We start from the raw sequence: 11788 nt of genomic DNA on the forward strand, positions 1-11788 counted from the left end.
ATGAATCCTCATTGTCGCTTGCGAGCGATCGCCCGTCGGGCGGCTTCCGCAATGCTTTGCGGTGTGATGCCGAACTCGCGGTACAGTACGGGCGCCGGCGCCGAGGCGCCGAAGCCGCGCATGCCGACGAACTCGCCGTCCATGCCGATCCAGCGCGGCCAGTCGCCCGCTACGGCCGCCTCGATCCCGACACGCGGCGCAGTGCCGAGCACGGTGGCGCGGTAATCGTCCGATTGTTGCTCGAACAGTGCGAAGCAGGGTGCGGACACGACGGCGGCACGGATGTGCTCGGTCGCGAGCAGGCGCGCCGCCTCCAGCGCGATCGACACTTCCGAGCCGGTTGCGATCAACGTCACGTCGCGGCCGCCGTCAGGCGACACGACGAGATAGGCGCCGCGCGCGACGCGGTTTCTGCCGCGAGCATCGCTGCGGAAGGTCGGCAAGGCCTGACGCGACAGGCACAACACGGACGGACGGCTCTCGGAATTGAGTGCGCAGTCCCAGGCCTCCAGCGTCTCCACCGCGTCGGCGGGACGGAACACCAGAAGGTTCGGAATCACCCGCAGCGCGGCGAGATGCTCGACCGGCTGGTGCGTCGGGCCGTCCTCGCCGAGGCCGATGGAGTCGTGGGTCATCACATGGATGACGCGCAGCCGCATCAGGGCCGCAAGGCGAATCGCCGGCCGGCTGTAGTCGGAGAAGGCGAGGAAGGTACCGCCGTAGGGGATGAAGCCGCCATGCAGCGCGAGGCCATTCATCGCGGCGGCCATGCCGTGCTCGCGAATGCCGTAATGGATGTAATCGCCAGTGAACGTCCCACGCGTGACGGGAGCCTGCACCTTGGCGTGCGTCAGGTTCGAATGCGTCAGGTCGGCCGAGCCGCCGACGAAACCGGGAATCGTCCCGGCGACGCCCTCGAGCACCTGTTGCGAGGCCTGGCGCGTCGCGATCTTCGGGCGCTCGCTGGCGAAGCGCTCGCGCAACGTCGCCGCAGCCAGCGCATAGGCGCCGGGCAAGGTGACGGCCTTGCCCTCGATGAACAGGTCGCGCTGCTCGGGCGTCGCACGTTCATAACGATCGAGCCAGGCGAGACGATCGACCTGCCCGCGCTGTCCGATCATCCGCCACGCCTTCAGGATCGGAAGTGGCACCACGAAGGGCTGATAATCCCAGCCCAGCATCCGGCGCGCAGCGGCCGTCTGCTCGGTTCCGAGCGGCGCACCATGCGCCTTCTCAGTGCCCTGGCGGTCCGGCGCGCCATAGCCGATGATGGTGCGGCAGGCGATCAGCGACGGTTTTGTCGTCTCACGCTCTTGCGCAATCGCCTGCGCAACGGCTTCGGGATCGTGGCCGTTAACGCGGCGCACCGACCAGCCGGAGGCGGCGAAGCGCGCGAGCTGGTCGTCGGAGGTTGCCAGCGAGGTCGGCCCGTCGATGGAGATTCCGTTGTCGTCGAACAGCACGATCAAGCGGCCGAGCTGGAGATGGCCGGCGAGCGAAATCGCCTCCTGGCTGATACCCTCCATCAGGCAGCCGTCACCGGCGATCACATAGGTGAAGTGATCGACGAGGCCATCGCCATGCCGCGCATTGGCCATGCGCTCGGCGAGCGCCATGCCGACAGCCGTCGCGATCCCCTGCCCGAGCGGTCCAGTCGTGGTCTCGACGCCCGGAGTGTGGCCGTATTCGGGATGGCCCGGTGTCTTCGAGCCCCATTGCCGGAACGCCTTGATGTCATCGAGGCTGACATCACCGCCGGTCAAATGCAGCAGCGCATAGAGCAGCATCGAGCCGTGCCCGGCCGACAGCACGAAGCGGTCGCGGTCGGGCCAGTTCGGGTGCGCCGAGTCGAATTTGAGAAAGCGTGAGAACAGCACCGTCGCGACGTCGGCCATACCCATGGGCAGGCCGGGATGGCCGGACTGCGCGGTCTCGATGGCGTCGACCGCGAGGAAGCGGACGGCGTTGGCGAGATCGTTGTGCGTGACTGCCGTAAGGTCGGCTTCGGCATGAACCGAGATGTTCATCGGGCCCTCCCGTTATCGTCGTTGCTTCACTTCAGGTTTCGCTTGCGTTCGATGAGCTGCATGATCAGCGGCGTCAGGATCAGCTGCATCGCGAGATCGAGTTTCGCGCCGGGGCAGACGATCGAATTCGCGCGCGACATCCAGCTTTGCGGCAACATCGACAGCAGGTAGGGGAAGTCGATGCCCCGCGGATTCTTGAAGCGGATCACGACCATCGATTCGTCTGGCGTCGGGATCCAGCGCGCGATGAACGGATTAGAGGTGTCCACCGTCGGCACGCGCTGGAAGTTCATGTCGGTCTCGGTGAATTGCGGGCAGATGTAATGGATGTAATCGGGCATGCGCCGCAGGATGGTGTCGGTGACGGCCTCGGTCGAATAACCGCGCGCGCTGCGATCGCGGTGCAGCTTCTGGATCCATTCGAGATTGATCACGGGCACGACGCCGATCTTGAGGTCGGCATAGCGCGCGACATTCACCTTATCCGTGACGACGGCGCCGTGCAGGCCCTCGTAGAATAGCAGGTCCGAATTCTCCGGTAGCCGCTCCCAATCGGTGAAGGTGCCGGGAGGTGCGCCATGCAACGCGGATTCCTCGGCATCGTGGACATAGTGACGCGTTACCGCCGTGCCGGTCTCGCCATAGTCGCGGAACGCGCGCTCCAGCTCCTCGAACAGGTTGGTCTCGGGGCTGAAATGGCTGAAGTGCTTGTTGCCGCGCTCGGCCTCGTTCGCCATCTGCGCGCGCATCTCGGCGCGGTCGTAGCGATGGAACGCGTCGCCCTCGATGTAGACGGCGTTGACTTTCTCGCGGAAGAATATCTGCTCGAAGGTCTTCTTGACCGAGGTGGTGCCGGCGCCGGAGGAGCCGGTGATGGAGATAATGGGATGCTTCCTGGACATGGGACGCCTCGCTCAGAGCCGGAAGAATCCGCGTCGCGCGAACAGCGGCGCGGAGACGCTGGCGACCAGCAGCGGATCGCAATGCAATTCCTCGACCCGCCGCACCTCATTGCTCGAGCCCATGATCAGCGGCACGCGCTGGTGCAGGCTTTGCGCAGACAGCTCGAGGATGCGCTCGCGCCCGGTCGAGGCCGAGCCGCCGGCCTGCTCGATGATCATGGCGATCGGATGCGCTTCGTAGGTCAGGCGCAGGCGGCCGTCGCCATAGCCGGGACGCGCGTCCGAGGGATAAAGGAACACACCGCCGCGGGTGAGGATGCGATAGGCTTCCGCGACCAGCGAGCCGATCCAGCGCATGTTGAAATCGTGGTTGGCGGGGCCTTCGACACCGGCGAGGCATTCGTCGATGAAAGCGCGCACTGGCGGATCCCAGTGCCGGCGATTGGACGCGTTGATCGCGAACTCGTCGCAAGCCTCGGAGATCTGCACGCCGCTGCGCGCGAGGCGGAAGCAGCCGGACTTGCGATCGAGGGTGAAGATATCGACGCCGTCGCCGAGCGTCAGCACCAGCGAGGTCTGCGGGCCGTAGGTGGCGAAGCCCGCCGCAAGCTGGGCCGAGCCGCGCTGATGGAAGGCGAGTGAGGGATCATCGGGTGCCGGCAGGATCGAGAAGATCGTGCCGACGGTCATGTTGATGTCGATGTTGGAGGAGCCGTCGAGCGGATCGATCGCGACGCAGATGCGGCCGTCACGGTCGACAATCTGGGCCTCGCGCATCTCCTCCGACGCCAGGGCAGCGAGCGGCAGCCTGCTGAGGCAGCGGCGCAGGATCGCATCGGCCTGAACGTCGAGATCGCGCTGGAGGTCGCCGTCGCTGTTGCGGCCCGTGGTCAGGCCCGAGGCGTCGGCGAGATCGCCGGAGGCGATGAGATCGGCGATCTCGATCGCCGCTGCCGCGATGGCGTCGACTGCGGCCGCCACGGCGAGCGCATGCAGCGCGGTCTCAGAGTACCGTTGAAGGTGGTCGTCCAACCTCAGTTGCCCGGTCATCTGCGTCCATCCCCTTGCTGGCGCCGCATCTATCTCCCTCCCCGTGGAGGTCGGTGCGGTCAGTCCCAGCACGATGAGATTGACAGGGACGGCTTAATAAGGAAAATTTCTATTCATAATGAGCTCAAAAGAATTTTCTTATAATGGCCCCGGCCACGGGGCGTCCCAGCTCCGGCATCTGACGATCCGGCAGCTGCGCTCGCTTGCGGCGGTTTCGGCCAAGGGCAGCGTGACGGCGGCGTCCGGCCATCTCGGGCTGACGCAGCCCGCCGTGACCCAGCAGCTTCGGCAGCTTCAGGACCTCGCCGGCCTGCCGCTGGTGCAGCGGACCGGTGACGGCATGCTGCTGACGGAGGCCGGCAAGGAGGTGCTGGCGCTGGCCGAACGGGTCGAGGCCGCGATCGTGGATTGCCAGGGCGCGCTCGACCTGCTGGCGGGACGGACCGGCGGCACGGTGCAGCTCGGCGCGGTCTCGACCGCAAAGTACTTCGTGCCGCACGCGATCGCGGCGTTCTCCAAGCGCTATCCCAAGATCGAGATCAAGCTCACCATCGGCAATCGCGAGGAGATCCGCGAGGCCATGCACGGCTACGACCTCGATTTCGCCGTGATGGGTCGGCCACCGGCGGACGTCACCGTCGACGTCCGTCAGCTCGGGCGCAATCCGCACATCATCGTCGCGCGGAAGGGGCACTGGCTGGAGAAGGATTCCGGCCTCAACCTGACCGATCTCGTGCACGAGACCTTCCTCACCCGCGAACCGGGCTCGGGTACGCGGACGCTGATGGAAGGCATGTTCCAGAAGTCGGATCTCGAGCCGATCATCGGCATGGAGATGAGCAGCAACGAGACCATCAAGCAGGCGGTGATCGCCGGGCTCGGCATCGCCTTCATCTCGGCGCACACCGTGGCGCATGAGCTCGCCGAGGGCCGGCTGATCGTGCTCGACGTCGCCGGCCTGCCGATCGTGCGGCAATGGTACGTGATCCGCCGCAGCGACAAGGTGCTGCTGCCGCCGGCGCAGGCGATGTTCGATTTTCTGGGTTCGGAGGGATCGAACTATCTGCCCGACGTGCCCGAACTCGGCGGGGGATAGGCCGCCGAAGTTCAGCCCATCAGCTTCATCGCGATCGTCGCGGCCAGGATCACGATGATCTGGAGCAGACGCTCCGTCGTGAAGATGCGGTTGAAGGTGGTCATCGCGTGCCCCGGCCGACGTGAAGAATCTCGTTGAGCCGTTGCTAGCACAGGCGCTTGCCGAGACAACTCCGTAATTGCACCGTGATGTCCCGTGCACGATCCGACGATCGCACCTTCGGCAAGCTGGATCGGGGCCGTGCCGATGGTTGACGATCAGGCCGCGAGCGGGACGGCGTAGTCTGCGCGCGCCGCGAAATAGGCTTCCAGCTCCAGTAGCGCCCGCGCTTCCCATTCCCTCGCCTGCTCCAGCAACGACCAGCTCTGGCCCGGGCGGAATGCAGCGGTCTGGCGGTAGAGCGATGCGATGCCGCGGTAGCGGCGCACGTTCTCCAAGATGGCGTGACCGGTTATTTGGCCGTTCATGTCCGAAAACTCCCTCGTCATTCCCGCGGGAGAAATTGCGGCCAAATCTTTTTCGAAAAGTTAGCGGCGCGCGGCAAGCTCGCGGATGGTTGCCGAACTGTTGCGCGCGCGCAACGCGCGTGCACAGTCGATCTATTGCGGATTCGTTGCCGTGCTCTCGCCCGGGCGCTTCAGCCCGTCGCGGCTGACGATCGCCATCGTCTCGCGGCAGAGATCGGCGAGGCCGATCACCAGCACGGCCAGCAGGCAGAACAGGTTGATAGAATCGGCATTCGCGCTGGTCAGCGAATTGAACTCGAAAAAGGGCGGCATGAACGCCCACCATACCAGCGGAATGGTCAGCAGCGCGGCGAGCGCCGCCGCCGGCACGCCCGCGACAAGCCCGAGCAGGAAAAGGCCGGGCAGGAATGCAGCGAAATAGAGTTTTGCGCCGAGCGCGACACAGATTCCCTGAAGCACCGCCGACATCGCCACGACGACAAGCCCCAGCAGAAACGCCTGCCACGACCATGGCCGTACCCGCGGTACGCCAAACAGTCCCGTATGCCTCATCAGCCTCCCCCTGCCGCCTGTTAACCAGGTCCGCTTGCGACCAAAGTACTACAGCGGCGAGCGGACCGCGAGGCGGAAATTGCGGCCTCGCGGGGTTGGTAAATGGGCCGCAACGCATAATTGCGGCCATGCCGGCGGCTATTCGGTCGCCGCATAGAGCAGGCCAGCGACGGGCAGGGCAAGGCCAATGGCCGATGCCAGGGTCCAGCCGCCCTGTGCGAAGGCGAAGGCGCCGAGCGCGGAGCCGGCAGCACCTGCGGCGAAGAACGTCGCCATATAGAGCCCGTTAAGGCGGCTGCGGTGCTCGTGCCCGAGCACGAAAATGGCACGGAAGCCGAGCACGACATTGCCCTGCACGCCGATATCGATGGCGATCGCGGCCACCACCAGGCAGGCGAGGTTCAGCACCGATCCGGCCGCGCCGATCTGCGTGATCAGGAATCCGGCGGCTGCGAGCAGCATCGCCACCAGCGTCGCGAGGCGGCTATGGCCGCGGTCGGCGAGCCGTCCTGCGATCGGGGCCGCGAACACGCCGGCAACGCCTGCGAGCGCGAACAGCGCGATGCCGCGCTGGGTGAAGCCGAATGCGCTCGCGAGCTGGAGCGGCGCTACCGTCCAGAACAGCGTGAAGCAGCCGAACAGACTCGCCTGGTAGAGCGCACGGCGGCGCAGCAGCGGCGTGGTGCGCACCAGCTGCGGCATCGACAGCAGCAGCGCGCCATAGTGCATGCGCGCCACCGGCTTGCGCTGCGGCAGCGTCAACCAGAGCACGGCTGCGAGCACGATCATCAGCCCGGCCGAGCCGAAGAACACTGCGTGCCACGACAGCGCCGCCGTGACGAAGCTCGACACCGGGCGCGCCAGCATGATGCCGAGCATCAGGCCGGTCGAGACATTGCCGACGACGCGGCCGCGGATGGCCTCGGGCGCCAGATGCGCGGCATAGGGAATGATGATCTGCACCGCGACCGAGCCGAGCCCGATGAACAGCGCGGCGATCAGGAACGGCAGCGCGTGGGTGGCGAACGCCGCGGCGAGCAGGGCCGCCGCCCCAAGCGCGATGACCGAGCAGATCAGCGTGCGGTTCTCGACGAGGTCGCCGAGCGGTACGATGAAGAGAAGCCCGATGCCGTAGCCGATCTGCGTCATGGTGACGATCAGCCCGCTAGCTGCATGCGACAGGCCGAGCGCGGCGCTGATCGGCGCGATCAGCGGCTGGGCGTAATAGATGTTGGCGGCGACCATGCCACAGGCCGCGGCAAGCACGAAGGTCAGGCGCTGCGACACCGCATCCGGTCCGGGCGCGGTCTCGATCGTGGCATTCATCGTCATTCGTTAGACTCCAGGAATAGGGAATGACTATTCCCTATTATGACAAAAAATTCAGGCGAGCAGTTTCATCGCGACGGCGACGAGGCGCGTCCCGTCGAGCGGCAGGCGTGCCTTGCCGGCGACGCGCATGCCTTGCGTGATGCAGATCATCAGCCGCGCGGTGTCGTTGGCATCGACGTGACGGGGAATCGACCCATCGGCCTGCCCCTGGCGAATGAGGCCGGCGATGAAGCTTTCGTTCGTTTTGAGCTGCGCATTGACGCGGGCGCTGACCACGGGATCGAGCGCGGACAGTTCGACCGCGCTGCCGACGACCAGGCAGCCGCGCTGCCCCTCGGTGCCCTGGGAATGCTCGACATAGGACAAGAGCACGTTGCGGATTTGCTCGCGGCCGTTTGCACCGCACGCCGCTGCGCTGCGCGTCTGCTCCTGGCGCAGCGTGGTGTAGCGTTCGAAGGCGGCGAGAAACACGGCATGCTTGTCGCGAAACGCCTTGTAGACGCTCCCCGTAGCCAGCCGCATCGCCGCGGTGAGATCGCCGATCGAGGTCGCATGATAACCGCGCTCGCGAAACACGCGCACGGCCCTGTCGAGCGCGGTATTCATGTCGAACTCCCGGGGACGGCCGGGCGGACGGGTGGGCTGAGATCGGCGGGCAGCCTTTTGCATTGCGGGATAATAGGGAATGATTGTTTCCGAATAAAGACACTTGGTTGTGAATGGGAATGGATAAAGGTTGGCTGATGGATAGCGGAAACTTAGGAGATCGCGTCCCGGACAAGCTGCAACGCGCAAGCGTTGCGGCGCAGAGCAGGCACCCAGAAAGCGACACGGCAAAATGCGGAAAGATGGGCCCCGGCTCTGCAGCGCATCGCTAAAGGGCGCTGCGCTGCGTCCGGGGCACGAGAGGAGAGTGAGGCATGATCTCTCCACACGTCATTGCGAGCGCAGCGAAGCAATCCAGAATCCCGCCGCGGAAAGACTCTGGATTGCTTCGCTGCGCTCGCAATGACGGAGCAAGGTGAACCGACGTCGTTTTCAAACTCGCAGTTTACTCGCAGACACGCCTTCGCATTCTCGCGGCGCGTTTCGCCCGAGCTTTGCTTCGTCGCTCCACCCTCAAAGCCGGGAGGGCGCAGGGAAGGCCGGATGCCGGCTGGCACCCACGGTCCGCTGTGCGAAAGGCACACGCAGAAAACTGCACAGCGGCATACAGGTGAAGCCCAACACACGGCCTTCCCTGCGCAGTGGTTTGACGGCTTATGCCGCGCTCTCCTGGGAGCCGAGTTCGTTCTGGCCTCCCTCGCCCTCGTAGAAGTCACGGACACCGCGCCGGTTGACGCCAATGCCGCATCCGCAAGAGCTTGACCGTAGCAACGACGGCCAGGACCACACGGTTTTGCCGTACGCGCGGCTCGCCTGCGCCACAGGGTTCGACGGCGTTGTGCACCTTGCCATCGACATGCTGGCGCGACGAACCTGACAGCGCCGTCCGTCCTGCGCGAAGCTTAAGGGTTCACGGAGAGCAATCCGCCCTGCCCTTGGCCTTTCGCGCCCGACGCTGCCGCGTCCACCGCAAGCCCGGCTCCGCGATCATCACGACACATGATCGCCCCTCTCGGATGAGCCGGGATGGGCGATACATACGTTATTTCCGAATTTCGGTAAAGTGGAATATTTTTGCGCGAGGGAATTGACAGACGGGCGACACAGGCGCGGCTGGAGCGGAAGCGCAAACCGGGAGTGTGCGCGCAAGCAGACCCCGGGTTACGCTGCGTTCCATCGGGCTATGAGGAGCTACGCTGCAAGTGAGTGCGGGCGACCCTTGCCAGCTGCGATCGTTGCGAATTTGCAACGGTTCCCCACGGTCTGAAGCCGGCCAAAAGAAACTCCCATTACGGCCACGAACCGCTCTCACAACGCCGTGAGACTAGCAGGGGAACTACGATGCGTGCACAGCGCGTTTGGAAAGTGAATGGGGCCGCCAGCATCGGGCAACTCCAATCGAGACTGGATGACCTGAACAAGCGGCTTGGCCAGCTCGAAGGCCAGCATCCCGAGGGCTGGAAGATCGAAGAACTGAGATCGAGCGCGCTCAGCCTGTCGCGCGAAATCGACGACATCCGCTGCGCCGAGGCGACGGCCGCGCTGAGCGAGCTGCTGCGCAAGTAATCAGGCCTATCGCGATTCGCTCGCCGAACAAGGAACCAACCTCGCGCACCACCATTTCCATGCTGAGCATGGAGCAAGACCATGACGGGCATCGCGCGCCTCGCACCGTGAGGGATTTCGCATGACGTCCGACCCCGAGGAGTCGGTGAGGCTGCAAGGCTATGGCGAGATGACGTTGCGCACCGCGATCGCGACGCTGATGGCGCTGGCGCCGCGCGAGCGATCCGACGCTGCCATCTTCCGCATCCGCGACGGCTCGCGCCTTGCCAGGCGCGAGATCACCGACCTCGCCTCGGAATTGGGCATGGCGCCGCTCGCCGACGTCAGGTCTCCAAGACTCGTCCCGGAGCAGCACTGGCAGGACATCGTCCGCGGCATGGTGCGCGAGGCGCCGCTGCCATCGCTGATGGTGGCGTTCTTGGTCGGCATGCTTGTGGCGCGGCGGTGAAGCTCACGCGGCGGCGCGGACCGATTTCGCGCGTTGCTCGAGCGCATTGATCGTCGACACGAGATTCTCACGTCGCGCGCGAAGGTTTGTCGCGAGCAGCGGATAGGACGGGTCCTTCACGTCAAACACTCCGGCCTTGGCCTCTTCTTCGAGGATGTCGGAATTCATGAGCTGAACGCGCCACCACAAATCCGCAATCAGCGCGCTGAGCCGAAGCTCTCCAGTGGAGCCAAAACGGGACACTTCTTTCATTGTTTGCCTCACCCTGAAACAGTCCCTCCGCTGGGGACTGCCGATGGTCCTGACTGAGCAAACAGAGTGCCAGGGCTGCGGGCCAGTCAGATGCGCCGACCTGCACAACTTCGTGGCCTGCCCAGGGTCGACCGCAACCGCCATGACCGTAAGGCGCGTTGGTCGGCGCGAGCCATGCCGCCCCGACAGACGTCCCTGCTAGGCCAAATCCATCGTGGACCCGCCGCGAAAATCGTTGCAAAAAGGCGCTCCCGAGGCGCCGGCGGCCGGTCTGTCAAGCCTTTAGGAATACGTCGACTTTTGGAAGAATGGTCGGAGTGGCAGGATTCGAACCTGCGACCCCTGCGTCCCGAACGCAGTGCTCTACCGGGCTGAGCCACACTCCGACAAGAAGGCGGCTTATAGCGTTGGGTTTGGCGCACCGCAAGCGGCCGAGTTGAGGAATTTTATCCCTGTGAAAACGCGTCTTGAAACGCTGATTTTGCCGGCCGGAGAGGCTGCCGCCGCGGCCGCGGCCCGGGCGCTCGCGGCCGGCGGGCTGGTCGCGTTTCCGACCGAGACGGTCTATGGGCTCGGGGCGGATGCCGCCAATGCCGCTGCGATCGCCCATCTCTACGCCGCCAAGGGGCGGCCTGCGTTCAATCCGCTGATCGCCCATGTCGCCGACGTTGCCGCCGCAAAGCGGATCGGCCGGCTCGATGCGCGCGCCCTCAAGCTTGCGGAGGCGTTCTGGCCGGGGCCGCTGACCCTGGTGGTGCCGAAGACGGATAACTGCCCGGTGGCAGAGCTCGCCACCGCCGGCCTCGATACGGTCGCGATTCGCATCCCCGCCCATCCGGTGGCGCAGGCGATCCTGCACGCCTTTGGCGGGGCGGTGGTGGCGCCGTCCGCAAACATCTCGGGCCATGTCTCGCCGACGCTGGCCGACCATGTCAAAAGCGACCTTGCAGGGCGGATCGACCTGATCGTCGACGGCGGGCCAGTCGAGGTCGGCGTCGAGTCGACGATTGTCGGCTGCTTCGAGAGCTTGATGCTGCTCCGCCCCGGCGGGCTGTCGCGCGAGCGTATCGAGGCCGTGCTCGGCGCACCCTTGGCGCGGCCACCCGCGGAGACCGAGAGCGGGGACAGCCAGCCGCTGGCGCCAGGCATGCTGGCTTCGCATTACGCGCCGCGCGCCCATGTACGGCTCAATGCGTACGAGGTCGCACCGGGCGAAGCGCTGCTGGCATTCGGCCCGGGGCGCCTGCCCGGCGTTGAAGCCGCCGCCGCTATCATGAACTTGTCGCCCGCCGGCGATCTCGATGAAGCCGCTGCCAATCTGTTCGGCTATCTTCGCAGCCTCGATGCGAAGGGGCCGCGGGCGATCGCGGTGATGACGATTCCCGAAGAGGGACTTGGCGAAGCGATCAACGACCGGCTGCGCCGGGCGGCGGTTGCCCGATAGCGCATGATCCGGACTCTAAGGGACGCGTTAGCGAAAAGTGTGCGGC

12 protein-coding genes and 1 tRNA gene are annotated in these 11788 nt (G+C 65.5%); 4 read left to right on the top strand and 9 right to left on the bottom strand.

Annotated features, from left to right (window positions below; all coding sequences use genetic code 11):
- Positions 1-8: 8 nt before the first annotated feature.
- From tkt to IVA91_RS13870, 3 genes are read right to left on the bottom strand one after another with little or no spacing between them, the layout of a single operon-like run.
- Entirely contained in the window at positions 9-2027 is a 2019-nt protein-coding gene (gene tkt, locus IVA91_RS13860) for a transketolase (RefSeq protein ID WP_247279129.1), read from the bottom strand.
- Positions 2028-2053: 26 nt separating this feature from the next.
- Positions 2054-2929 carry a phosphoribulokinase gene (locus IVA91_RS13865; protein ID WP_247279128.1) on the bottom strand — a complete coding sequence of 292 codons (876 nt, stop codon included), beginning with the start codon at positions 2927-2929 and terminating at the stop codon, positions 2054-2056.
- Between the two features lie 12 nt (positions 2930-2941).
- On the bottom strand, positions 2942-3979 hold the full coding sequence (locus IVA91_RS13870; RefSeq protein WP_247279127.1) for a class 1 fructose-bisphosphatase: 1038 nt from the start codon (positions 3977-3979) through the stop codon (positions 2942-2944).
- A 118-nt stretch (positions 3980-4097) separates the two neighbouring features.
- Between IVA91_RS13870 and IVA91_RS13875 the strand changes: the two genes are divergently transcribed.
- Positions 4098-5075: a LysR family transcriptional regulator gene (locus IVA91_RS13875; RefSeq protein ID WP_247279126.1), complete on the top strand. Its 978-nt coding sequence runs from the start codon at positions 4098-4100 to the stop codon at positions 5073-5075.
- Between the two features lie 257 nt (positions 5076-5332).
- Here the strand turns inward: IVA91_RS13875 and IVA91_RS13880 are convergent, their stop codons facing one another.
- From IVA91_RS13880 to IVA91_RS13895, 4 genes are all read right to left on the bottom strand, one after another.
- Complete coding sequence (locus IVA91_RS13880; RefSeq protein WP_247280334.1) at positions 5333-5542, bottom strand: hypothetical protein; 210 nt, start codon at positions 5540-5542, stop codon at positions 5333-5335.
- 132 nt (positions 5543-5674) lie between these two features.
- Positions 5675-6094, bottom strand: coding sequence for a DUF4118 domain-containing protein (locus tag IVA91_RS13885; protein ID WP_247458822.1), 420 nt, complete (start codon positions 6092-6094; stop codon positions 5675-5677).
- A 138-nt stretch (positions 6095-6232) separates the two neighbouring features.
- Positions 6233-7426, bottom strand: a complete 1194-nt coding sequence (locus IVA91_RS13890) for an MFS transporter (protein ID WP_247280332.1) — start codon at positions 7424-7426, stop codon at positions 6233-6235.
- A gap of 51 nt (positions 7427-7477) precedes the next feature.
- Positions 7478-8095 (bottom strand): TetR/AcrR family transcriptional regulator, encoded by a 618-nt coding sequence (locus IVA91_RS13895; protein WP_346015485.1) that lies wholly within the window; start codon positions 8093-8095, stop codon positions 7478-7480.
- A gap of 1278 nt (positions 8096-9373) precedes the next feature.
- Between IVA91_RS13895 and IVA91_RS13900 the strand changes: the two genes are divergently transcribed.
- Together IVA91_RS13900 and IVA91_RS13905 are read left to right on the top strand one after the other, a co-directional pair.
- On the top strand, positions 9374-9598 hold the full coding sequence (locus IVA91_RS13900) for a hypothetical protein (RefSeq protein ID WP_247280330.1): 225 nt from the start codon (positions 9374-9376) through the stop codon (positions 9596-9598).
- A gap of 121 nt (positions 9599-9719) precedes the next feature.
- A complete protein-coding gene (locus tag IVA91_RS13905; protein WP_247280329.1) occupies positions 9720-10046 on the top strand; it encodes a hypothetical protein in 327 nt (108 codons plus the stop codon).
- Positions 10047-10049: 3 nt separating this feature from the next.
- On the opposite strand, the gene IVA91_RS13910 is transcribed toward IVA91_RS13905, so the two are convergent.
- The gene (locus IVA91_RS13910; protein ID WP_247280328.1) at positions 10050-10298 is read right to left on the bottom strand and encodes a hypothetical protein; all 249 of its coding nucleotides are present in this window, start codon (positions 10296-10298) and stop codon (positions 10050-10052) included.
- A 309-nt stretch (positions 10299-10607) separates the two neighbouring features.
- Positions 10608-10684 (bottom strand) — tRNA-Pro (locus tag IVA91_RS13915).
- Positions 10685-10752: 68 nt separating this feature from the next.
- Between IVA91_RS13915 and IVA91_RS13920 the strand changes: the two genes are divergently transcribed.
- Positions 10753-11742, top strand: a complete 990-nt coding sequence (locus tag IVA91_RS13920; protein WP_247280327.1) for an L-threonylcarbamoyladenylate synthase — start codon at positions 10753-10755, stop codon at positions 11740-11742.
- Positions 11743-11788 lie beyond the last annotated feature (46 nt).

Origin of the sequence: Bradyrhizobium sp. 153 (assembly GCF_023073835.1) — a bacterium.
Classification (GTDB): domain Bacteria; phylum Pseudomonadota; class Alphaproteobacteria; order Rhizobiales; family Xanthobacteraceae; genus Bradyrhizobium.